This window comes from Tolypothrix campylonemoides VB511288_2 (assembly GCF_045999855.1).
GTDB classification, from domain to species: domain Bacteria; phylum Cyanobacteriota; class Cyanobacteriia; order Cyanobacteriales; family Nostocaceae; genus Scytonema; species Scytonema bouteillei_A.
Window position 1 is genome coordinate 966,091 of sequence record NZ_JBFPMW010000003.1, and the last position, 25,527, is coordinate 991,617.

The following is a 25,527-nucleotide window of genomic DNA, read 5'->3' on the forward strand; positions in this document are numbered from 1 at the left end:
CAATTGATACCGCTCAACAGCCGACACAATAAATCGTCTTTGAAAGAAACTTTCATTCCATTAAGATCAGCCGCAAGGGATCTAAACGAACATACCAAGGCATCGGTCGATCTTTCAAAACCGCCCATCTCTCCTTAAACACCTCTGCTTGCAAGTGATGATCGGATTGGTTCTTGGGCTCACCGTTCAGCTTGAGAAACAACGTCATTCGGTGTGGAGTTTCGCTTGTTCTTGTCAGCCAGCACCTGAAAGTATTTTCTTGGGTTGGATCGTCAGTGAAACTGATATGATGGGCGCGAATTCCAAGACTAGATAAAAATTCTGGAATGGGTTCGACAACGTTTAGGGTACAACCCCACTCTACTGCTTCTACTTGATGTGATGTTAAAGCAATAGCGCGGGAAAAGTTCTTACATCCTGTCAGCTGAGCAACACTAGCCGTGGCAGGATGCTCGAAAATATCGTATCTTGTTCCTGAATGAGCAACTTGTCCTTTATCTAAAACTAGCAAATTGGGACAAACTCGATAAGCCTCTTCCATATTGTGAGTGACAAATAGAGTTGTTCCTTCGTAAGATGCTAATGTCTCCACCATTTGCTGTTCTAGCTGACTTCGCAAGTGAGTATCCAGTGCAGAAAATGGCTCATCCAGTAACAGTGCTTCTGGGTGACTGGCTAAGGCTCTTGCTAGGGCTACTCTTTGCTGCTGTCCGCCCGAAAGCTGATGCGGGTAGCGATCGCCCAATCCTTCCAAATGCACTGTTATCAATTGGGCTTCCACTTGTTGTCGAATAGCTGTTGCAGACAATCCTTTTGGTAAGCCAAAGGCAATATTTTGCGCTACTGTCATCTGGGGGAAGAGAGCGTAATTTTGTACGACAAAACCAACTTTGCGATCGCGTGGTGGCAGATCGATCCCCTGTTGAGAGTCAAACAACACCCGTCCGTTCAGAACAATGCGCCCTGATGTTGGCGTTTCTATCCCAGCAATACAGCGTAGAATCATGCTTTTGCCAGCCCCAGATCCTCCCAACAATCCCAGGGGTAGCTTATCGGCATTAAAAAAGACTTTCAAGTTAAAGCCAGGGAGACGCTTTTCAATGTCTACAAATAGCCCAGAAGAAGAGGAGGGGGAAAGGGAGGAAGAGGGAAAAGTTTCTTGCTTTGTGTTCCTGTTTTCCTGTCTCCTACTCCCTGCTCCCTGACCCCTCCTTTTCCCCTGATTTTCCTGCCATAAGTTAGCTGCAATAATTCCAGACAGAGAGATTGCTATGATGGCAATTGACCAAAACCAAGCTTCATGAATTGCTCCGCCTTCAACGGCAAAATAAATTGCCATTGGAATTGTCTGGGTTTGCCCTGGAATATTCCCTGCTAACATCAAGGTTGCACCGAATTCACCCAAAGCACGAGCAAAAGCCAAAGTTGTTGCTGCTAAAACTCCCGGTAGCGCCAGAGGTAAACTGATGCGCCAAAAGATTGTGGATTCTTTGGCACCAAGAGTTCGAGCCACTCGCAAAAGATTGCTATCGATTTGCTCGAAAGCTCCTAACGCTGTTCTATACATCAATGGAAAAGAAACCACCGTTGCTGCGATCGCCGCACCATACCAAGTAAAAACCACACTGAAGTTCAAAGGCTCCATGAGTTTTCCCAATGGACCATTTTTCCCAAACAGTAGGAGTAGCAAAAAGCCAACAACCGTAGGAGGTAAAATCAGAGGAGAAACAAAAATGCCCTCAATGAAAGACTTCCCTTTTCCTCGATATCCCAGCATCCAATAGGCAGCAGCAATACCAAGAAAAAAGGTAATAAATGTTGCAAGTAAGGAAGTTTTAAGGGATATCCATAAAGGAGATAAGTCGTAGGGCATCATGGGTCTTTGCAGTTAAAAACTCTTATCAAAACAGACAGGGACTTAAAGCGGGTCATTACGGTACGATAAACCCATATTTTTTCAATACTGCCTTAGCAGGCTGACTCGATAGGAACTTAACAAAATCTCCAGCCGCCTGAGAATTTTTACTGCTCTTAAGTACTGCCATGGGGTAAACGATGGGAGAATGACTGTTTTCAGCAGCTGTGGCAACCACTTTTACATTTTTAGAGATTTTTGCATCAGTAGCGTAAACCAAACCCGCATCAGCATTACCACTTTCTACAGACGCCAATACTTGACGCACATTGTTTGCGTAAACTAGCTTGGGTTTTACTTTATCAAAAACCCCCAATTTTTGCAGAACTTGCTCGCCATACTGACCGGCAGGAACACTTCTAGGTTCGCCAATCGCAATCTTTTTAACCTTTGCGTCAGTCAAAGCATTGAAGTTAGTAACCCCAGTAGATTTAGTAGGGACAACCAAAACTAAACTATTGTTTGCCAAGTTAGTACGAGTTCCACCAAGCAATAACCCCTTTTGCTCCAAAGCATCCATTTGTTTTTGTGCAGCCGAAATAAAAATATCTGCGGGTGCGCCTTGCTCAATCTGTTGCTGCAAAGCACCAGAAGCACCGAAGTTATAGCTAATTTTGGTATTCGGGTTACCTTTTTGGTAGAGGGTGTTGATTTCCCCCATGACATCTTTAAGGCTAGCTGCAGCAGAAACAAGAAGTTGGGCGTTAGACTGAGCTATGACAGGAGATGCATCGAACAATCGCAAGCCAAGTGCTAGGAATAGGCTAGCAATAGTGATGCTAAGGAAGGCAAAAAGTTGTCTTCTTTTCATAAAAAACTTATATGACAGAAATTCACTCCTAGGAATTTGCGGTTGGTAGGATCGTACCAAGATAATGTCCCAGATTGCCAATAATATTGGTATCAAGCAGGTATTTATGTAGTTTTTAATACAAAATAGCTCATTAAAGATGTTTTTATACAATATTTCCCGTATTTCCTGAGATAAACAAAGTTGGTAAAAATTCAATTGCTGCTGTTATCTCTCGATCCTGTAGCTTTACCTGGTAATGCAGTTTCTCCTAACCCCCGTTCAAGCAGGAGACGCGGGGCTTAGAGACACTGCGTAAACCAGACACCCAACTACTCTCGTTCTAATCCGCGCATTTTTTGTGTAATGAGGAGAAAAGCGATCGCAATTAAAACTTCACTGGGAATAATGGAAAAAAAACAGCTTGAGCACAACCAAAAAATAGCTATCAAGAGAGTGAGTAACTGCAAGAGTTGATGTAAGAGTTTTAAGCTTATAAACAAAAAAAATATTGCCAGCAAAAGAGAAACTAATGAAGATACAAGCATAATTGATTCACTAGAAAATTTGAATAAGAAAAGCTAAGAATACGAAGCTTGTATCTAAAATTCATCAATTCGTAATTAATAAATTTTTAATTACGAATTAGGAATTAGAACTGGTGAATTATTGTGTTACTTTTCCCTGCAAAGCCTTACGCAACCAAGGAGGGGGATTTCCTTTGAGAGCCTCCACTAACCGATTCAAAATGTAAGCAATATTTTCTTCTTCCGAGCGGGGTTTAACCGGCATCATACCGTTTTTGATTAACTTAGCAGCCGCCGTACCACCAATTGAGGCGACATAAACAATGGTACAATCAGCTAACACTTCTAGTTTGCGTGCGACTTTATCATCACTTTCACCATCTTTGTCTTTTTTCGAGCTACCTTCAGCTTCTTTGGAACCATCTTTGCCTTTTTTGCAATCAGGTTTACCATGCTTGCAACCACCTTCACTGGTTTCATTAATTGTTTCAACTTTTTTAGATGGCTTTTCAAAGAAAAGCGTTTCGACAAATTTGTATCCAGTTTCTGAAACTTCATAAACATCAACCTCCTGCGCCGAACCAAAATGAGCGTTGACATTAACTCTATCAGTTGTCATGAAGGCAATCTTCATTTTTTTTCCCTTAATAAGTGATGCTTAGTGGTTAGTAGTGAGTAGGAAGATAACTAAAGACTTACTACTCACTACTAACTGTTCTCGCCATTTATTTGCAGTGACATGATATACGCTTGCAATTAAAATAAAAGTGAGCATTTAACAAACAGCAGCGACTGGTGACTCACTCTTGGTTATATATATAGCAATCCTAAATTTTGTGTGAGAAAATACGTAGAAATTGTTTCGGCTCTTGATGTCAAATTTCATTCAGCCTTAGCGGATAGAATTCGCCACTATACAGGCAAAACCGGAGTAGTATCATTAGAACAGAAAACCAGGTTAAGCTTAATATGAACAACATTAAATTAAAAAATCACCCTGTCTTGCATGATTTAACAGATCTATTACAAAATATAGATGCCAATACACTTGTTAAAGAACATCTCTCTTTATGTAATTATAAAGTCTGCGGTTATTGGGACGAGCAAGATAAATATTATGAAGAAATTACCCTACCACCCACCATTGATGCTGAATTAACTAGTAGTTCTATTGGCGTAACACATAATAAACGCTTTCTCCAATTGCAGTTTATCCTTACAGCTTTAAAAAATGGTGTTGAAGGTAATTCAAGTCCTAATAACAAGTTGCATATTGGTGAGCTAGGGCTTATTTATGATGAAAATTTAGAATTTATAGATGAGAATTGGCAATTATATGTTGATTCTCCTTTTTTGGATATTAAACTCGTCTTACAAGAATAGTAAGGGAAACTGATGCGATACGGCTGTACTCCGTTCCTAGCTCGTTGTTTCAGTCGTCAAATATAATATCTGCAATTGAGGAAGACATTGCCAAAAATGATTGTTTATGGCCTAGGGTCAAAAGTTGGCATTACATAAGATTTGCATATTACTCGTAACTATATCTTCTGTCAACCGTATATTTGCCGTTACTCGTGTAACTTTAATTTTCGACAATGACTAAAAGGTTGACTTAACAAAGGTTTTCAGACTAGGTTGCATGATTTTACAAACATCTCGCCTCAATGCCTTCTTGCTTTGGGAAGACTGCATTTGGCAATAGTGAATTTAACGGATTTTTTTAACTATCTGTAGGAGTATTCTCTAAATTTTTCCGCGTTTGTCCGCAGGACAAATGTATGTATATTTTGTAAGGTTTAACTAAGGAACGGTAATAAGCATATTTTTAACCAGATGTTCAATACTGAGCCTGTTATTGTGTCGTATTATTTTCTTTGTATATATGACTTCAGACGCTAGCAATCTTAAATTCCCCTTATGGCAGTATCTCAATCAACCTGTGATGAACCCTAAAGTTAAACTTGTATTAGATCCCCGGCGCTTTGCCCGCTACTATAGAGTTGAGCTTTTGGAACGGTGTTTTGCTAAAGAGTGTGATGCTAAAGGTCCGCAACAGACATAAATTATCTATATATATTAAACGGAGAACATTAGAATTGGGCATTAGTCATAACGCTCAATCTCGGTTCATGCTTGCGACAACTCCTATTTCTTAACCGGGCTGACTCTTGATAATTGATTCACCTCCAATGTGCTCAGCCCGTTCTGCTTGGGAAACATCTGTGTAGCGAGTCTTTCATTATGACCTTGGGGTCTAGCAGTTTTCCAATCGCAGCAAGTATGTATTCTAAAGCCTGTTGACGCAATTCTAGATTGGAATGGAATTGCGCTAGCACGTCAATATCTCGAAAAAGTATATTTAAGTTAATTCTGTTTTAAAGGAATTTGAATGATAAATTCTGTTCCTAAATTTGGTTGTGAAAGACAGTAAAGCGAACCACCATGTTTTTCTGCCACAATTTGATAACTGATTGATAAGCCCATTCCAGTTCCTTTTCCCACAGGCTTAGTTGTGAAAAAGGGATCGAAAATTCTCTGACGAATATTTTCATTCATACCCGTTCCATTGTCAGCCACGCGAATAATAGCTTGGTTATTTATTGCTTGAGTATGAATGGAAATTGTAGGGTCTTCCTTTGATTTTTCGTCTTCTAAGATTGACATATGACTGAATTTAAATGCGTCTTCTAAAGCATCAACTGCATTACTTAAAATATTCATAAATACTTGATTTAACTGTCCGGGAAAGCACTCAACTAAAGGTAAATTACCATATTCTTTAATAACTTGAATTTGACAATAAGAATTTTTTTCTTTAATCCTGTGTTGTAAAATCATTAATGTACTGTCAATACCGTCATGGATATCAACCTCTTTCATTTCAGATTCATCCATACGGGAAAATGTGCGAAGAGATGCTACGATTGTTTGGATGCGTTCTGTACCAACGCGCATTGAGGATAGAAGTTTCAGTAAATCTTGTTGTATAAATTCTAGGTCGATTGCTTCTGCTTGTTTCTGAATTTCTAAAGGTGGAATGGGGTAATATTTTTGGTACAGAACTAGCAATTCTAGAATTTCCTTGGCGTAGTGATTGGCGTGATTGAGGTTACCGTGGATAAAGTTCATGGGATTGTTAATTTCGTGGGCGACTCCAGCTACCAGTTGTCCCAAGCTAGACATTTTTTCACTGTGAATCATCTGCATTTGCGTTTGCTGAAGTTCTTGCAAAGTACGCGTCAATTCTTCGGCTTTCTCCTTTAGCTGTGCTTCGGAACGACGCATGGCTTCTTCTGCATCATAGCGTTCGGTTAAGTCACGGCTCAATCCAAGTACACCAAAGACTTTTCCATCTAAGTCGTACAAAGGATTTTTACGAACATCGAAGATACGTAGCGAACCATCTGCAATTGTTGCGGGATCGAAGGAGTTACACACGGGTTTCCCAGATAGCGCCGTGCGATCGTCAGTGCGGAATCCTCGAATACCTTTTGCAGGATTTCCAAAGACAAGTTCTTCAGAAAAACCCAACTCCAAATCGTCTTTGCCAAGAATCTCTTCCACGGTTTTACCAATTGCGGTTGCATAACTCCGACTGGCTAGGATGTAGCGGAAATTTGTATCTTTAGCAAAAATCCAGTCTGTAGTAGAGTTAAGGACAGCTTGTAGCAAACAGGACTGGTACTCAGTTTGGTGTAAAACCTGCTGTAGTGCTATCTCAGCCTGCTTGCGTTCGCTAATATCCATAACAGTACCCACAAGTTTGATGACTTTTCCGAATTCATCCACTTGGGATTCTGCGATCGCATTCAAATAGCGCAAGGAACCATCGGGGCGGTAAATGCGTAAGTCAAGGTTAAAAGCAGTGGGTTGAGCGATCGCCTGTTCTAGTTTTTCTTGCCAAATGAGTGAGTCATCTGGGTGAATTTGCTGTTTGTATTCTTGAGGGGGTGGTGCTTCTGTTTTGGGTTCCAACCCAAAGATTCGGAAGACTTCTTCTGACCAAATAGTCACTAGGGTAGTAGCATCTATTTCCCAGTGACCAATGTGAGCAATTCTTTGAGCTTTTTGCAATCGCTGTTGGCTTTGACGCAACGCAATTTCTGTCTCAGTCTCCTCGGTTGTATGCACGAAGTGATTGCTAATATCCATAACCTAATTATTCCAATTGAAATGCAGTTCTCGTCAAAAATGTGGTCTTCATTACGTTCGCCTCCTAGCTAAAACAAGTTTACTATTGGCTTGATATGGGAAGCACGATCGCAAACTCTGCGCCCTGTCCCAAAACAGAATTAATTTCAATCGTTCCTCCATGACGCTCAACGACAATTTGGTGGGCGATCGCTAAACCCAAACCCGTTCCATGTCCAACAGCTTTGGTTGTAAAAAGATAGTCAAAAGCAATCTGTTTCACCTGTTCGGTCATGCCAATACCATTGTCTGCTATGCGAATCATAATGTGTTGCTCGTCTTTCATAGCAGTTTGAATGGTAATGCAGTTAGGATTTGCTCTAATATGTTCAAAACTGCTTCCCATATTAGATTCTTCTAAAGCATCAATAGCATTTGCCAGCAAATTCATAAACACTTGGTTGAGTTGTCCTGGGAAACATTCTACTTGAGGGATATCGCCATAGTCTTTAATAACGTTAATTGCTGGACGGTCATCGTTTGCTTTCAAACGGTGCTTGAGAATAAGTAGAGTACTCTCTATACCTTCATGAATGTTAAATGGAACCTTATAATCTTTGTCCGATCTGGAGAAAGTTCGCAGGCTGGTGCTAATATTGCAAATGCGTTCAACACCCAGCTTCATTGATTCAATCAACTTCGGCAAATCCTGACGCAAATATTCCAAATCTATAGTTTCAATTTTATCCTCAATCTCCTGTCCGGGATGGGGAAACTTCTCCCGATACAGATCGAGCAAGCCGCACAAATCTTGTACGTATTCTTGAGCAGGGTCAATATTGCCAGCAATAAAGCCGATAGGATTGTTAATTTCATGAGCAACCCCTGCGACTAAATTTCCCAAAGCAGACATCTTCTCGCTTTGTACTAATTGAAGTTGTGTTTGTTGTAAATGAGCGACAGCATTTTGTGCTTGTTGGTATAAACGGGCATTTTCTAAGGAGATAGCAGCTTGAGTGCAGAGGAAATTGAGAATTTCAACACGATTGTGAGTAAAGACCCCAGTCGCTAAATTATTTTCCAAATAAATAATCCCGATAAATTTTCCTTGATAAAGAATTGGCGCACATAAAATTGACTGTGGTTCGTGATAGACAATATAGGCATCAGATTTAGAAATAGCTTCTTCTGTAGCATTATTAAGAACTAAGGGTTGTTGGGTGCGACGGACATATTCAATAATGGAAACAGGAACATCTTGACTGTCTTTGACTGGGATTGATTGCAGTACGACTGCTAATTCATGCTGGTTGGTATCCGCAACTTCAATAAATAGTTGATTGTCGCGCTCAAGAATAATACAGCCTTTCTGAGCAGCTGCATTTTCGAGAATAATATGCAGCAAATTTTCTAGCAATCTATCCAAGACTATTTCACTGGAGATAGCTTGTGATGCTTTCATCACAGCAATCAGATCGAAAACTTCACCCTTGGATGTTGTGCTTCCTTTGGATAGACTACTGTCTTCTTTGGAAAGTTTTTGAGAATTAAGATTCAGCCATTCAAAGTAAAATTCTTCTAATTGTTGAACTTTCGCTTTTGCTCCCCACTGCTGATAGCCGTGATATGCTTCTGTTATATATGCTTGAGCAATTTTGTTTTTTTTGAGCGAAAAGTAAAATTCGGCTGCTCGTTCGTTGGCTAGAGCAGCTTCATGGAAGTAATGGTTTTCAATGGCTCCTGTAATAGCGCGATCGTAGTACTCCATCGCTTCATAAATTCGTCCCAATACCCTGTAACGTTCTGCTTCAACTAGGTAAAATTTATGCAAGTGATTCATCGGTGCATAGTTTGCCCAATGCTCGAGTTTGTTCCGATTGGCGATCGCTCTTTCCCAAACAAGCTCTTGTTTTGATTCTTCAATTTCTGGTAATATAGCAAGCTGGGTTAAAGCATCGTAAAAAGAAAATACAGGGATCGTAAAAGAGCCAGACACTCCATCAAGATATTCACCAGCAAGATTGGCTACTTTTGTGGCTTGTCGCCACTCTTGAAATAAGTAACAAAGAATGAGTTTGTTAACATATAACGTACCAATAGCATAGCGATCGTTTGCTGTATGGTGTAAAGGAAGCATCTTGTCTTCATGGTAAACAGTACCCTTAAATTCCCAGGGATGCTTGCTTTGCCCGAGTAAATTCAAAACTGATTGGTAAAAGACTCGAAGATAATTGTGAGCGACTTCCTGTTTGAGTTGAGCCAAAGCATGGCTGTAAGCCTTCATTTCTTCTTCCAAAATTGATAATTCTTTACCTAAGAAGAAAGAAAGAGAACAATAGTTGTAAGCGCAGTAAGCAGCATATTCTAATGCTCCAGTTTCTAGCCCGCAGTGGTATCCATCAAGCAAAGGATCGAGAGATTTTTGAATGTGATATTTCCAAGGTTTTACAAATGGATATACCATATTGATGGTGCTAGCTCGAAATTCTTTGCTTTTGAGCTTTGATAATAAGCCTAATGCCAGTTGACCGACACGATTACCTTCTTCAATATTGCCAATAACACCGCATAAAATGACTCCATACCAAGCGTATGCTTGTGCAGATACAGAGGCATTTCCATACTTAACCGACAATCTAACCTGTTTAAACACAATTAATGGTAAAAGTGTAGGAACAGCTTGATAAACAGCAGCCGTTACGCTTGCTAAAATTCTGACGAGCGCCAATGCTCTGAGATCCCTCATTTCTGGCAGTTCTAACAAATCTTCTAATTGTTTTTCTGCTAGAGTATCTTGAGTTTTCTGCAAACCCTCAGCAATATCTGTTTGATTTGGTTGTTCTGGAAACGCAACTCCAAATAATTCTGCCACAGTTAGGGCTGTTTTGATAGCCTGAGGTTGCTTGCTCTGGGCTACGCAAGCTAATACTTTGACCTCATAAACTTTAATTTTGTCCAACAAAGTTTGCGCTTGCTGTAACACTGCAAGTACTAGCTGTTCCATCAACTCAAACTCGCCACAAAGAAGAGCTGCTTCCGCTGCTTCTTCATACAGTTTTAATGTCAGGCTGTAGTGTGTTTGCCAAGAGTCAGCGGACAATAAAGCGATTCCAACTGTAAAATACTTAAATGCAGGTTCATAGGCAGCTGCAGCTTTGCCTTTTCGTCCTGCTATCAAATTGAGTTGCGCCAATTCCTGTCGTTCTGAAATTTGTGTTAGAAGATCTCTGCCAAAGTTCAACTGATTGACAATGTCAAAAATGTAATTTTCAATCGCTTCTGGGGGAGTGTTGCGAAGTAAAAGTTGACCAATTTCAAGATGGGTCGCTTGTTTTTGCGTCTGCGGAATGAGGGAATAAGCAGCTTGCTGAACTCGGTCATGAAGGAATCGATAACTTACACTCACGTCAAATCCAAATTCATCTAGTTCTTCGCTAGAGAATAAAAGGGGAACTTGGTAGTTATTGTTAAGAGGGAGAATAAATCCTGCTTGGAGAGACGGTTGTAACGCTTTAGCAGTATCCAAGAGACTCGTGTTACTGACAGTTGCTAAAATATCTAAATTAAAGCGATTGCCAATACAAGCTGCTAGTTGAAGTATTGTTTGTGTGGTATTTGGTAATTTTTGCAAATTAAGTGCTACTAGTTCTACCACATTTTTGTTAGTAATTCCAACGCGTTGAATTTGTTCGAGATCCCACATCCAGCAACCCCGAGTGAAATCAAAGGTTAACAGGTGTTCTTGATACAGCGATTTGAGAAGTTGAGTTAAAAAGAAGGGGTTGCCTTGAGAGATATTGAAGAGTAGCTCTGCAAGAGGAACGCTTCTGTTGCGATCGTTTAATGTATCGGCAACTAATTGACGAACATAATGTATTTCTAAAGGATACAGAACAATATTTTCGATAGCAGTGTTTGCTTTGTGAAGTACATCTAACATCTTCATCAATGGATGAGTTGCACTGATCTCGTTATCTCGATATGCTCCAATCAACAGTAAATGTTTGCTTTCAGGATTGCTCATCAGCACTTGAATGAGGTTTAAAGATGCAGAATCTGCCCATTGCAAGTCGTCTAAAAACAGCACTAGGGGGTGTTCTGGTTGAGTAAACACCTCAATAAAGGCTTGGAAGACGCGGTTGAACCGATTTTGTGCCTCGGTTCCTCTTAATTCTTCGATGGAAGGTTGTTTGCCAACGATCGCTTCTAGTTCTGGAATCACATCCACAATCACTTGTCCGTTTTCACCCAAAGCCCTTTTGAGTTTTTCTTGCCAGTTTTGAAGTTTGTGGGTGTCCTCTGTCAGCAATTGCCGCATGAGAGATTGAAATGCTTGAATGAGAGAAGCGTAGGGAATGTTACGTTTAAATTGGTCGAACTTACCTGAAATGAAGTAGCCCCTTTTACGGACAATTGGTTTGTGGACTTCATGAACAAGTGACGATTTGCCAATACCCGAGTAACCCGATACAAGTACAAGTTCGCTTCGTGAAGAAGAACTGCTGTCCTCCGGACACGCTACGCGAGTAAATGCTGCTAGCAATTGTTTGACTTGCTGTTCTCGTCCGTAGAGTTTTTGGGGTATGTTCAGTTGGGCGCTTGCATCTAGCTGACCGACCTCAAAATTGGAAATTTGCTCGTTTATTTTAAATTCTGTTACACATCTTTGGAGATCTGCAAGTAACCCCGAAGCACTCTGATAGCGGTCTTCCGCATTTTTTGCCATCAACTTCCTGACAATTGCAGATAGGACGAGTGGAATGTCAGGATTGATATTGTGAACTGCGGGTGCTTGCTTGGCGATGTGAGAATAAACTAACTCCATTGGGTCATTGGATTGAAAGGGTAACTGACCTGTCAGTAATTCAAAAAATGTGACTCCCAAGGAGTAGAAATCGCTACGATAGTCAATCCCTCGGTTCATCCGACCCGTTTGTTCTGGTGAAAGATAAGCGAGAGTTCCTTCAATTCCGTTAGGATTTTGTAGGGTTTGTGTTTCGTGTCTGAGGACAGAGGCAATGCTAAAGTCAATCAGCTTGATTTGTTTTGTTTGGGGGTGAATCAAGACGTTAGCAGGTTTGAGGTCCTTGTGAATCACTCGATGTTGATAGAGACCTTGAAGAATATCAGCAAGTTGAAGCGCAATGAGTAGAAATTCTTCTAATTCTAATGGATGCCCTTGAGTATACTCTGTTAAGGAAACACCACCAAAGTCTTCCATAACTAAAGCATAACCGTGGCGCAGTGGTTCTAGACTGTACGGGCTGACTACTCCAGATAAAGGGAGATTTTTGGCAATATTATACTGATTGCGGAATTGTAAGAGTTCATTGACCGTTGGATATTCCCTTTTCAAGAGCTTAATGATGACACGTTGTTGGTCTGCTTCTCGTAAGGCACGATAAACTAGAGTTTTGGCACTAAAGTAAAGTTGCTCAACCAAGCAGTAGCCTGGAAGCGTTGTTCCTGGGTCAAATGATACTTTCATCGCGATCGCCTTCCATAGAAAATTGCCGTCTCTAGCCGACTCATCAGCTAGTATGCCCATTTAGAGATAGCAGTTATCACCGATGGCTGGTTAGCGGTCACTGTTGCCGTGTAGGAATTTCAATGACAAATTCAGCCCCATGTCCCGGTTCTGAATGACAAACCAGTCGTCCGCCATGTTTTTCAGTAATAATTTGATGGCTGATAGACAGACCCATACCAGTCCCTTTACCAACAGGTTTGGTTGTGAAGAAGGGGTCAAATAATCGACAGATAATGTGTTTGGGTATGCCAAGCCCGTTATCTTGTATGGAAATTTTAATATAATGGTTATCGGTGAGGCTTGTTTGAATTTGGATAGTTAATTGTGTCTTTTGTTCTTTGTTTGCTCCTGATAGGAAACGACTCTGGACAAATGACTCTTCCAAAGAATCAATTGCATTCATCAGTATATTCATAAATACCTGATTGAGTTGACCGGGGTAACATTCAACAAGGGGGAGCACGCTATATTCTTTGATGACTTCTATTTCCGGGCGCTCTGCTCTAGCTTTCAACCGATAGTCCAAAATCATCAGCGTACTTTCAATCCCATCTTGAATGTCTACTGCTTTCATCTCGGCTTCATCAAGACGGGAAAAAGTCCGTAGCGATCGCACTATATCCCGAATTCTGTGAGTTCCGGTCTGCATGGAATTTAAGAGTTTGGGTAAATCTTCCTGAATAAACTCTAAATCTATGTATTCAAGTGCTGTTGCAATTTCACAATTTTGATTGGGATAGTATTGCTGATAAAGATTGAGTAACTTCAAAATATCTTGAGTATATTCTTGCGCGTGTAACAAATTGGCATGAATAAAATTTACAGGATTGTTGATTTCGTGAGCAACACCTGCTACTAACTGCCCCAAACTCGACATTTTTTCTGTTTGTATAAGGTGAGCTTGAGTCTGTTGCAGATCTTGGAATGCCTTTTCTAAAGTAGCAGCTTGCTGGCGTAGTTTCTCTTTAGATTGTATCAAAGCTTCAGCAACTTTATGACGTTCGGCAATTTCTTTGACAAGTTCTTGATTTTTAAGAGAAAGCTCTTGAGTTCGTTCGGTAATTTTTTGCTCTAAGGTTTCATTGGCTGTTTTAATTTCTTGAAATTGTTGATTTAACATCTGAGCCATTTCCTGAGAATTATCTATTAATGTTCTGACTTCTAAAACATTACTTTTAGGAAACTTTATGCGAGATATATCAAACAATTTGCCGGGTAAATTGGTGGTAACATTCGCTAATTGTACGATTGGTTTTACAAGTCTCCGGCTAATCACAGTCGCAAGCAGAAGGGCTGCGATCGCAATCAACCAAATTAACGTAAATCCTTGAATAAACAGATTCTGCAAGCTTTCGAGTTGTGAACCTACTGAAATTTCAGCAACCAACTGCCAAGATAAATAGCTGTCAATTGGTACTCTATGAACGTAAAATGAGCGTCTCTGACGTTCTACAGCTGCCATTTGACCGGGTGGCAACCATTGGTACATTTGCTCCATTATTTTCTGGGATTTCTTGTTTTCAAGATGGTCAAACATACTGGTGGGTGATAAATCGGAACGAGTTGTGCTGACGACTCGCTTGTGATTATCTAGTAACGTGATTCTGATATCTAATGGAGTTTTGTTGAGTTGCAGTAACCGACCGATGGCATCTAAACTAATCTCGTTGCTAACATGTCCCCGCACCCTATTGTCCTGGACAATCGGTACTTGCTCGATAACTGTAGCAAGCTCTCCTTGTTTCTCAAATAGATGCATCAGACGCGGTTGGTCAGAGGGTTTGGGTTCAGTATAATAAGTTGACAGTTTAAACTGACGGTCTGGAAAAGCAGCAATTGTGTCTCCAGAGATATCTGAAATCGCAACTCTTTGACTGTGTAACAAGCTTTGTTGAAGTAGTTGTGTCCCTTGCTGTAATGCTGTTGATGCAGAAAGATTGGACTCGATTGCTAGTTTTGCTAATTGCTCTAATATTAAGTGGTCTTGTTGTTGCCAGCGTTGCAATCCTGTTGCTACATTGAGTGAAACGGCTTTTAAAAGACTGGGTGTATTTGTTTGAATTTCTGCAAAGGCTTGTTGATTGTTCAATACTATAAGAGTTAAAGATGGAAAAAATACAAATGCGACAAGCACGATTGACAATGTTTGTCGGAACGAGAATCTTTGTCCGTGATTAACATGAATCAACTTGGCAATAGGCGTGTAAGCAACAAACAAATCGGCAATAAGTGCATTAAAGATACCGTTGACTGATTGTTTAAAAACAATCATTAAAGATACAGAAACTGGTATCTTCATAATGTAGTAAAAGGCAATCCATCCCAGTGGCATACCAATAAAAGACCAGTAAATGATATCTGCCAGCATCAGGCTTTGTTGTCGCTTGCTAACCCACCATCCAACAAATGTAACTTCAAGTAAGAACAATATTAATGCATAAGGATGTCCCCAAAGCCAAACAGTATAAACTGCGGCTATAAATGTTGCAATAACTCCCCACAAAGTTCCATAGATGTAGGCAACAAAAAGAGTTGCAATGCTACCAAAGGTAAAATTTACAGAAAAAAATAGAGGCAAATTGAAATAGTTGCCTAAAAATCCCAGAACTATTAAAGCAGACAGCTTGGCAAGCGTGTATTTGTCAAGCTGAATGGTTTTCCTTTTCAGAAACCAGTAAAATTTTGGGGACGAAGGTTTCACCATCATTGCGAAGCTGTCAGCAGTAGTGTTTTTGCAGGTGGAAAGAAAAATTTATTCCATCTGTTCTCTATCTAAAAGAATTCCCAAAAGTTTTTACTCCTCAACATTTATCTGTATTTTGTAAAAAAAATTAATCAATATTTGCTGCTGATTGCCGTTTTTTCCCATCAATTAAAGCACTTACTGTCATATCCCCCATAACATTGATGACAGTACGGCATCGATCTAGGAACCAATCAACAGTGACCAATAAAGCAATATACTCTGTTGGCAAGCCAACAGAACTGAATACCAATGTCATGGTTACCAATCCCGCTTCTGGAATACCAGCAGCACCTACGGATGCAAAAATCGATGTGAGAATGACTGTAAGTTGCTGTACCAAGCTTAAATTTTGCCCGAGTACTTGCGAGATAAATAATGCAGACATGGCTTCATAAAGAGCAGTGCCATCATTGTTGAAATTGGAGCCAACCAATGCTCCTAAAGAAGCGGAAGATTCCCTCACACCTATTTTTTGCTGCAAAACCTCAAATGTAATGGGCATAGTCGCGACTGAGGAATCCGTTGCAAAGGCTGTTAAAAAAGCATCTGTACCGCCACGCAGGAAGTTGAGCGGATTCACCCAAGAACCAAACCGAACTCGCAAGAGGTAATAACAGGCTTGCAATGTCAACGCTAGTAGCACTGCTATCACAAATGCTCCTAAAGATTTAAATGGTGCAAAACCCTTTTCGGCAACGGTTTTTGATACAATTCCAAAGACTGCTAGCGGTACTGTGGCAATGACCCAGTGAAGAACTCGGATAATGGCTTCAAATAAAATTGCGATCGCATCCTCAAGTCCTTGAAACCCTCTCTGATTTGCAGCAATTTGTTCTGATTTGATCGCACGCAAGACTATACCAAAAGTCAGGGCAAGAACGATCAGCTGGATAACATTATTATCAACTAAAGGGCTGAGAATAGCGGGCGGAACAGCATCTTTAAACAATCCCCAAGGATCGAAATTGCGCTTCACTATTTCTGCAGTTCCCGGCGCAGCCAATCGTCCCCACGTACCGGGACGCAACACATTTGCTACAAATAGCCCAACAAGAATAGCGACTGTGGTATTAGTTAGCAGCAATACTGCCAAACGGCGTCCCGCCCTACCGGGTATTACGGTTGTCATAAAGGTATGCAGCACTGCCATTAAAATCAATGGTGTTGCTAGGGTGCGGAGTGCTTTCAGTACTAACTCAGCAGGAATTGCCAAAGTCTCAATAAAGGCTTTGTTTGTTGGGCTGGGGTTTCCTGCACCCAGTGCAATCCCTAAAGCTACCGCCAGTACGAGTGCAATAATAATTTGCAATGTCAGTGGGATGCTTTGCCACCAAGGGCGGGTTTTGGGCGTATCGGGAGTGTCTTGTTCGTTCATGTGTGGTGTGAATAGGCGAGATGTCTATTCTAAATACGTCTTGTGCAATGGAGACTGTTGAGAGATAATGGGCGGGCGTCCTCCGCCCAACCCACCAAAGAAGAGTATTACACTATATTGAATTCACATTGCTGAATACACTTTTCTGAATCAATAGCAGAATTTAATTTTATGAGGGAACAAATTGCGTTATCCTTAAATACACTTGTACTTATGACGGAGACTTGACTGTCTGCTAGCGATCGTGTACCTTATTTCCGCTAAACTGCTTGAGTCAATCTAAATTCCCGACTTCTTTAAGAAGTTAGGGCTGTGAGCACAGTTACTTATTTTAAATTTTGAATCTTAAATTTTAAATGACTTATGTCCTTTGTCCCTTTACATATTCACAGTGATTACAGCTTGTTAGATGGTGCGAGTCAATTACCCGCTTTGATTGACCGCGCTATTGAACTTGGTATCAAAGCGATCGCACTTACAGATCATGGAGTTATGTATGGGGCGATCGAACTGATCAAAACCTGTCGCAGCAAAAATGTTAAACCCATCATTGGCAATGAGATGTATATCATCAACGGCGATATCACAAAACAGGAACGCCGTCCAAAATACCATCAAATTGTCTTAGCCAAAAACACAAAAGGCTACAAACATTTAGTTAAGTTAACATCAATTTCCAATCTTCAAGGAATTCAAGGTAAAGGAATTTTTGCACGTCCTTGCATTAACAAAGAATTGTTAAAAGAATACCATGAGGGTTTGATTGTGACGAGTGCTTGTTTGGGTGGAGAAATTCCCCAAGCAATTCTGAGCGGTAAACTAGAGGCAGCCCGCAGAGTGGCTCAATGGTATAAAGATGTTTTTGGAGATGATTATTATTTAGAAATCCAAGATCACGGATTTCCAGAAGACCGAATTGTTAATGTAGAAATCTTCAAAATTGCACGGGAATTGGGAATCAAAATTGTGATTACCAATGATTCTCATTTTATTTCTTGTTACGATGTTGAAGCTCACGACGCTTTGTTATGCATACAAACTGGTAAATTGATTGTTGAAGACAATCGAATGCGCTACACCGGGACAGAATATTTAAAATCTGCAGAAGAGATGAAAAAGCTGTTTCGCGATCATTTGCCAGAAGACGTAATTGAAGAAGCGATCGCAAACACTGTTGAAGTTGCAGACAAAGTTGAACCTTATAATATTTTAGGGGAACCGCGCCTTCCCAATTATCCCATCCCTTCAGGTCATACAGCTGATACCTATGTTGAAGAAGTTGCTTGGCAAGGGCTTTTACAAAAATTAAATCGTAAATCGAGAAATGAAGTCGATAGAGTCTATAAAGAAAGACTCGAATATGAACTCGCAATGATTCAGAAGATGGGTTTTTCCACATACTTCCTAGTTGTGTGGGACTACATCAAATTTGCCAGAGATAATGATATTCCCGTGGGACCTGGAAGGGGTTCAGCAGCAGGATCTTTAGTCGCTTATACTATGGGAATCACAAACATTGACCCCGTACATCACGGGCTGCTATTTGAAAGATTCCTCAACCCCGAACGTAAATCAATGCCTGATATCGATACAGATTTTTGCATTGAAAAACGGGATGAAGTGATTAATTACGTCACTCAAAAATACGGGAAAGAAAGAGTTGCACAAATTATTACTTTCAACCGCCTGACTTCCAAAGCCGTTTTAAAAGATGTCGCTAGAGTGTTAAATATTCCCTATGGGGATGCTGACAAAATGGCAAAAATGATTCCTGTTTCTCGGGGAAAACCAACAAAACTCAAAGTGATGATCTCTGACGAGACGCCGGAACCGGAGTTCAAAAAGAAATACGATACTGACGATCTCGTTCGTCATTGGCTTGATATGGCAATTCGGATTGAAGGAACTAACAAAACCTTTGGAGTTCATGCAGCAGGTGTAGTGATTTCTTCCGACCCCTTAGATGAAATCGTTCCCCTACAAAGAAATAATGACGGTGCTGTGATCACCCAGTATTACATGGAAGATTTAGAGTCTCTAGGTTTGTTAAAAATGGATTTTCTCGGGTTAAAAAACCTGACGATGATTCAGAAAACTATTGATTTAATTGAAGAAAGTAAAGGGTACAGGCTCGATCCTTACGAAATTACAACTCTAGAAAGAAAAGCTCAGAGAATATTAGCCAAAGGTGGAGAAACTGCAAAACTTCCACAAGATGTGAAAAAGACTTACGAACTTTTAGAAGCAGGCGATCTAGAAGGAATATTTCAATTAGAATCTTCTGGTATGCGTCAGATTGTACGAGATCTAAAGCCTTCCAATATAGAAGATATTTCCTCGATTTTAGCACTGTACCGACCCGGACCTTTAGATGCAGGGTTGATTCCTAAGTTTATTAACCGCAAGCACGGGCGAGAGCAAATTTCTTATGACAGTCAAATTCTAGAGCCCATACTTGATGAGACTTATGGAATTATGGTTTATCAGGAGCAAATTATGAAAATTGCTCAAGATATGGCAGGATATTCTTTAGGTCAAGCCGATTTGCTGCGTCGTGCTATGGGGAAAAAGAAAGTTGATGAAATGATGAAGCAGCGAGAAAAATTCGTTGACGGTGCGGCAAAAAATGGAGTGAAAAAGCAAATTGCTGATGAATTATTTGACCAAATGTTGAAGTTTGCCGAATATTGCCTCAGCTATGACACGGAAATTTTGACTGTAGAATATGGTTTTTTACCCATTGGAAAAATTGTGGAAAAAGGTATTGAATGTAATGTATATTCTGTGGATAAAAATGGAAATATTTACACTCAACCCATTGCTCAATGGCACGATCGCGGCGAGCAAGAGGTGTTTGAATATTGCTTGGAGAATGGTTCGGTAATTCGAGCAACAAAAGACCACAAATTTATGACAACTAGTGGGGAAATGTTACCGATTGATGAAATTTTTGAACGAGGTTTGGATTTGATAAGGGTTGAAGATTTGCCACAATAGTTACTACTTGTTCCGAGGCTCCGCCTGGGAATGCAGTCTGCGAGGCAGAAGTCTTGTTCTGTCTCGTTCCCAGCCTCCAGGCTGGGAACAAGTTGGGATGTGGAATGGGGGTTGAATTCCCAACGAACATCTGCCCTCTGCCCTCAGCAAAGCTGCCTTCTTCAAACTACTCAACGTACATAAGGAATGCAGCTTGCTTTTTCTACCAAGAGTTTGTCATCAGGTAATCTAGTAATTAAAAGTGCGTCTGTCTGAGAATTCTGAGTAAAATAGACCGCATAGTATCTTGTAGTCCTCTCTCTTCCTGTTGCACTGTAGATTCTGGGATTTTCATTATCTATTCTGACAGCAGCATTTTCTATTAAGGGTCTCGATCCTAAAGCAACATTCATTAATGTTTGTCTGTTGTTAGAGAAGACTCTGACCGATTTGTCATTAGTAATAAAATAGATTAAGGTATTTGTTTCTGGTCTTTGCTTTGGACAAGGGCTAAGGTTTTGAGAATTTGTTCTTCTTTGTTGTTGGTTCCCGGTTCCTTGGGCAATGAAATTTGCGATCTGTTTGTCTTGTTGAGGATCGGCATGAGTTATGGCTGGGTACAGTAAGACTCCAAACAAAGTTAGGAAAAATGGAACAGATTTTTTGACTACCATAAGAAATTTTGAGCGAGTAAATGCCTGGATAATTATTCAGATTTCAATGAGTTGAATTCTTAATTTATACATATACAATATGTTGTATACAAAAATGCATACAAATTGATAACGTTGTTTGTAGTTGCTCTTTAGGGAATACATTGCAACTACAAATTACCTACAAATAATTAACCGAATATATTGTCAGGGGAGAATAGACCCTGACAAACTCAACGGTTATTTTGAGATACAGAAGAGCGCTTTTCAACTTCTTGCTTAATAGCACCCATTGTGTTACTTAAAGAATCTTTAAAAATACTGTAAAAGACTTTTGCTGGTGTTCCCGACTTGGGTTGAGCTTCCACCACTTGTGTAATCAAAACCTGAGTTGCTTTTGCACCTGTATAGGTTGCAATTGGTTCGATTAACCAGTAACCTTTCATACTTTTGAGATCGCCTTCAACAAGTTGAAAATCTACACGACTTTTTGCCGTTTCTGTAATAGCCGAACGAACACGCGATTTTACCCTAAGCAACAACACCTGACGCGAATCAACCTGTTCGATGACCTTCTGATTCTTATTTACACTGATGACTTTGCTAGAGACAACATTTGGTAAAAATTTAGCAAAATTACTGTAATCCGTAACAACTTCCCATGCTGTATCCAATGAAGTTGTGACGAGAACTCTAGCAGTGTACTTCCCTTTCTCACCAGTAACCAGCGATTCTCCCTTTCTCAACGCAACCCGTTCGTTCGTTGGCAATCGATCCACAGTACTATCAAATAAGCCAGCCGTGGAAGTCGGTATGTTTGTTATAGCAGCGATCGCACTCAAGCATCCGGTAACAAAACAAATCTGCAAACACCGCCATATGAAATAAGTCGTTTTGTCGATCATCTTACCTATTTTGGATTTTGGATTGAGAAAGCTTTACTCAGACTAATGCCTTTTTTTTGACATTGATACTTAAGTAGAGTGAAAACTCTCATTCTAATTTTTGTAGGGCTAAAGCCTACCCTACTTAACATTTTTCACAAACAATTTAGAATTTCCGTATCTCACGAATGTATACCTGAACCAAAGTTCAGGCGAATGAATTCGCGGCTATACAAGCAAAACCCACCTACGTGGGTTTTAATTAATTTTCATGAGTCCAGTGCTGCAGGCAAGTTTCCCGCCGTAGGCAACTGGCGAACCCGAAGGGGAATGGCACTAAGTTAAGACACAACCCTTACCCCAACTGGTGCCCAGCCTCCAGGCTGGAGACCCATGCTGGGAGGCTCCGCCTAGGGTGTTGACTCTGTGCCTTTTTTGGAGTGTTGTTCATGCAAAATTTGAGAATCTTGACTAGAACTGAAACTCTAAGTGAGTAACGTTTTCAACGAAAATAAATCGTCATGGTACAAATTTACTAAAAAGCAACAAAATCAACAGCCTAGGCTCCGCCTCCTTGGACTTAACGCTTTGACTAGAGGCAGAGCCTCTCGGAATGCATTCCCAGCCTGGAGGCTGGGAACGAGACAGAACAATACTTTAGGTTTATCTTAGTGCCATTCAACCCGAAGGGACTTCGTTTGTATAAGTAGGTCAGTATTAAAAATTATCGTCATGACAAGGCAGATGGCAGAAGGGAAGAGGTTTTTAGGCAACTTTACTTTTCGTTACATACTTCGGTTTTTTTGCGCCTTTCTACTTAGTAGCGAATTCTATTCGCCCAATCATTCGTAATTCGTAATTCGTAATTCGTAATTCATAATTAAAAATTCATGCGGAAAATTTAGCACCACGAAGCCGCAAATCATCACGTTGATATTGAGTTAATCCAATACCTTCGCCAAACTCACACCCTTCTACAAGGGCATTTAACCAAACTGTTTGATTTAACGTTGCACCATTTAAGTTAGCATCTCTTAAATCAGCACAAGTGAAATTAGCAAATATGAGGTCCGCATTCATTAAACGACTTCCACGTAAGTTGACCTCGGATAAATTCCCACGGATAAAGTTAACTTCATCTAAAACTAATCCTGATAAATCTGCTCCTATTAAATTGGGAAATTTTAACTGATTTGGATTTTGTAAGAATCTCATAACACAAATAATGTTGGCTTCATTAAGATGCAATTTTGTTAGAAAATCATATCGGGCTATACCAAGTTGTTTGAGAGTTTGCAGTCGTTCGTGGGGACTTTTTTCTAGAAACTGGATACTACTGTTACGCAAATCGTTAATTATGGGATTGAGCATGAATGGATTTAGAGTTGATAGCAGTTTCAATATGGTACAACGTTGTCCATTGAACCCTCAAAATAGTACCGCACTGCTTTATGGCAGTGCGGCGAGGGTTTAGATATAGAGTTTAATGGTTAGTTGATTAGATATAATTAGCTACGAAATGGTACTGTCATGAGATCTAGGTGATTTTACCTGTCTCTAGCAGTTGATATTGCTGTTTGATTGCCAGTCCACCTTTCTACATGGACATACTAATCTACAAAGTCAAATAACTGCATTCCGGATTTTACTGAAATATTTTTTTTTGTGAATTACAAGCTAAAATTGCGTATTACGGAAAGCATCTTGGGTCTTTGCTAGCAACTAGCATTTTCAAAACAACCTATTTGATCGCTGGTGGGATGAAGGCGAGTTAAAGATGCACCTCAAAATTTACCCACTATCCATCCCCATCCTGAAGCTACGGTGTACCACAAGTCTTCTAAAGTGATTTCTTGCGGTTTCGATCCCCCCTAATATCATGTCCGGTTGCATACCCATAGTTGGAACAGACAAGGGAGACAAGGGAGACAAGGGAGAAAGTTTTATTATGGACATTTAACCGGACATGATATTACTTATTCGCGCCAGCTTCTTCCGTTGCAAACCAAGCACGCAACACTTCCGCCACGGTCCAAGCTTGAGCGATACACCCTCTTGGAGTTATGGGGGGGTCACCATCAAAAATTTCACTGAGATTTCCAACCCCATGAGATCGTAAATGATTTGCCATGGGTTCTAAAAACTGGCGGGCTTGTACCGGGTCTTTGTAAACGCGCAGATGTGCTAAAACAAAAGGACCAATTAACCATCCCCAAGTTGTTCCTTGGTGGTAAGCTCCATCTCTTTGCAGCGCATTACCCCCGTAGTGTCCTTTATACTCCGGTCTGTCCGAACTCAAAGAACGCAACCCATGAGAATTGAGCAACGCTCTACCACAAACGTCTACAACTTTCTGTTGTTGTTCGGGAGTCAGGGGGCTATCTGGCAATGATACTGCAAAAATTTGATTGGGACGCAAGGAGCGATCGCTTCCTTCGGGGCTATCTATAACATCATAGCAGTAACCCATCTCATCATTCCAAAATTTGGAAAAACTGACTAAGGTACGCTCAGCCATTGCCTCATACCCTTGATGCGGTTTATCTAAGAGGCGAGCAAAGTTTGCTATTATCCTCAATGCATTGTACCATAAAGCATTCACTTCAATCGGTTTGCCAATACGAGGCGTTACCACCCAGTCACCGACTTTAGCATCCATCCAAGTTAGTTGCGAACCCACCTCACCAGCATAAAGTAACCCATCAGTCATATCGAGATGAATGTTGTATCGCGTTCCCTGACAGTGCCAATCGATAATATCAACTAAAACAGGAAAAAGTTCTTGCAGTAAATCGCTATCTTCTGTGGCGCTATAGTAGATGCGAATAGCTTCAAAGTACCACAACGTCGCATCAACAGTGTTATATTCCGGTATCTCCCCAGCATCGGGAAAGCGATTGGGTAACATTCCCCGATCGACATATTTAGCAAAAGTGCGAAGAATAGAACGAGCAACTTCCGGTCTTCCGGTAGCGATGGTCAAACCGGGAAGACTAATCATCGTATCCCTTCCCCAGTCACCAAACCAGTGATAACCTGCAATAATCGTCTTGCCATTGGGGTCATCATTTAAGGGGCGCGACACAATAAATTGGTCGGCTGCAAGAACTAACTGATTGACCCAAGCAGGCGTTTCTTTTGCATTGATGGGTCGATTTGCTTTCCAAAGACTAGTTAACTTCTGTTCCTGGGTTCGCCGTGACTTAAATGCTGCTTCACCATCTAAATCTGGTTCTTTCTCAAGACTCGCAACAAAAGTCACGGATTCTCCAGCATTTAACGTCACCTCAAAAGTAGCAGCATGCAAGTGATTGTCGCGATCGCTCAATCCTCGATAACGTTCTACTGCTAAATCAAAACCAGTGACCCAAGTATGACATGGCGAAACTTGAGCATTTTTACACAGGAGATAAAACGGGACTGCATTTGGAAAAGCGATCGTACAAATTCCCCCTTCCATTGGCTCTATGCTCATTTGCCAATCACTGCTTTGAGTATCGCCGTGATAATCGCGATAATTCACCATTGCCTTCAGTATCAGCTTTAAAGGTTGCGTTGCACGGTGCAATGTGTACTGAACATAAGTTGTGTTTGCACCCTGTTGCATCCAAACGCGTTTTTCCAATAAAGCATCAGCACAAGCAAAACGCCATGTAGGGGTAGTACCTTGTAAAAAAAAGCGTTCTATATGAAGATAGCCATGAGGGCTAACAGTTCCATCAGTCCAACGATTGGTAAATAGTGGGTACAGCTGCTCTCCGTACACAGCAGTATCATCCAACTTAGCCAGCATCAAAGTACGACCTAAAGGTGGATTGAGAGAAGCCACAAGCAAACCGTGATAGCGACGAGTAAGCAATCCTCCGACAGTACCAGAAGCATAACCACCTATACCATTGGTGACCAACCATTCTTTCGACTCCGCTATATTCAGATAGCCGCAAACTTCTCGACCAAATTCAACACACATAGCTTCTTTTCCTCTTTCTTCGCGTCC

At 40.7% G+C, this 25,527-nt stretch carries 14 protein-coding genes; 3 read left to right on the forward strand and 11 right to left on the reverse strand.

The window, feature by feature from the left end; genetic code table 11:
• Nucleotides 1-52: 52 nt before the first annotated feature.
• The 3 genes from modB to AB0756_RS12660 all read right to left on the reverse strand — a co-directional run bounded on the left by modB (nucleotide 53) and on the right by AB0756_RS12660 (nucleotide 3,866).
• On the reverse strand, nucleotides 53-1,873 hold the full coding sequence (modB, locus tag AB0756_RS12650; RefSeq protein ID WP_038077658.1) for a molybdate ABC transporter permease subunit: 1,821 nt from the start codon (nucleotides 1,871-1,873) through the stop codon (nucleotides 53-55).
• Between the two features lie 58 nt (nucleotides 1,874-1,931).
• The gene (gene modA, locus AB0756_RS12655; protein ID WP_038077602.1) at nucleotides 1,932-2,726 is read right to left on the reverse strand and encodes a molybdate ABC transporter substrate-binding protein; all 795 of its coding nucleotides are present in this window, start codon (nucleotides 2,724-2,726) and stop codon (nucleotides 1,932-1,934) included.
• 645 nt (nucleotides 2,727-3,371) lie between these two features.
• Nucleotides 3,372-3,866: a NifB/NifX family molybdenum-iron cluster-binding protein gene (locus AB0756_RS12660; protein ID WP_038077604.1), complete on the reverse strand. Its 495-nt coding sequence runs from the start codon at nucleotides 3,864-3,866 to the stop codon at nucleotides 3,372-3,374.
• A gap of 335 nt (nucleotides 3,867-4,201) precedes the next feature.
• Between AB0756_RS12660 and AB0756_RS12665 the strand changes: the two genes are divergently transcribed.
• Entirely contained in the window at nucleotides 4,202-4,615 is a 414-nt protein-coding gene (locus tag AB0756_RS12665) for a hypothetical protein (RefSeq protein WP_038077606.1), read from the forward strand.
• Between the two features lie 502 nt (nucleotides 4,616-5,117).
• A complete protein-coding gene (locus AB0756_RS12670; RefSeq protein WP_072040719.1) occupies nucleotides 5,118-5,297 on the forward strand; it encodes a hypothetical protein in 180 nt (59 codons plus the stop codon).
• 302 nt (nucleotides 5,298-5,599) lie between these two features.
• Here the strand turns inward: AB0756_RS12670 and AB0756_RS12675 are convergent, their stop codons facing one another.
• The 4 genes from AB0756_RS12675 to AB0756_RS12690 all read right to left on the reverse strand — a co-directional run bounded on the left by AB0756_RS12675 (nucleotide 5,600) and on the right by AB0756_RS12690 (nucleotide 17,017).
• On the reverse strand, nucleotides 5,600-7,387 hold the full coding sequence (locus AB0756_RS12675) for a PAS domain-containing sensor histidine kinase (protein ID WP_038077608.1): 1,788 nt from the start codon (nucleotides 7,385-7,387) through the stop codon (nucleotides 5,600-5,602).
• An 82-nt stretch (nucleotides 7,388-7,469) separates the two neighbouring features.
• Nucleotides 7,470-12,854, reverse strand: coding sequence for a trifunctional serine/threonine-protein kinase/ATP-binding protein/sensor histidine kinase (locus tag AB0756_RS12680; RefSeq protein WP_050045437.1), 5,385 nt, complete (start codon nucleotides 12,852-12,854; stop codon nucleotides 7,470-7,472).
• Nucleotides 12,855-12,951: 97 nt separating this feature from the next.
• On the reverse strand, nucleotides 12,952-15,603 hold the full coding sequence (locus AB0756_RS12685; protein ID WP_237265794.1) for an ATP-binding protein: 2,652 nt from the start codon (nucleotides 15,601-15,603) through the stop codon (nucleotides 12,952-12,954).
• Nucleotides 15,604-15,727: 124 nt separating this feature from the next.
• Nucleotides 15,728-17,017 (reverse strand): dicarboxylate/amino acid:cation symporter, encoded by a 1,290-nt coding sequence (locus AB0756_RS12690; RefSeq protein ID WP_038077609.1) that lies wholly within the window; start codon nucleotides 17,015-17,017, stop codon nucleotides 15,728-15,730.
• A gap of 363 nt (nucleotides 17,018-17,380) precedes the next feature.
• Here AB0756_RS12690 and AB0756_RS12695 point away from each other — a divergent pair, with 363 nt between their 5' ends.
• The gene (locus AB0756_RS12695; protein ID WP_038077611.1) at nucleotides 17,381-20,014 is read left to right on the forward strand and encodes a trans-splicing intein-formed DNA polymerase III subunit alpha N-terminal partner DnaE-N; all 2,634 of its coding nucleotides are present in this window, start codon (nucleotides 17,381-17,383) and stop codon (nucleotides 20,012-20,014) included.
• A 170-nt stretch (nucleotides 20,015-20,184) separates the two neighbouring features.
• On the opposite strand, the gene AB0756_RS12700 is transcribed toward AB0756_RS12695, so the two are convergent.
• From AB0756_RS12700 to AB0756_RS12715, 4 genes are all read right to left on the reverse strand, one after another.
• Nucleotides 20,185-20,667: a hypothetical protein gene (locus tag AB0756_RS12700; protein ID WP_038077612.1), complete on the reverse strand. Its 483-nt coding sequence runs from the start codon at nucleotides 20,665-20,667 to the stop codon at nucleotides 20,185-20,187.
• Between the two features lie 212 nt (nucleotides 20,668-20,879).
• A complete protein-coding gene (locus AB0756_RS12705) occupies nucleotides 20,880-21,551 on the reverse strand; it encodes an SRPBCC family protein (protein WP_063779467.1) in 672 nt (223 codons plus the stop codon).
• 867 nt (nucleotides 21,552-22,418) lie between these two features.
• Nucleotides 22,419-22,901, reverse strand: a complete 483-nt coding sequence (locus AB0756_RS12710; protein WP_137986186.1) for a pentapeptide repeat-containing protein — start codon at nucleotides 22,899-22,901, stop codon at nucleotides 22,419-22,421.
• A 601-nt stretch (nucleotides 22,902-23,502) separates the two neighbouring features.
• The gene (locus tag AB0756_RS12715; RefSeq protein ID WP_038077617.1) at nucleotides 23,503-25,500 is read right to left on the reverse strand and encodes an amylo-alpha-1,6-glucosidase; all 1,998 of its coding nucleotides are present in this window, start codon (nucleotides 25,498-25,500) and stop codon (nucleotides 23,503-23,505) included.
• Nucleotides 25,501-25,527: the final 27 nt, after the last annotated feature.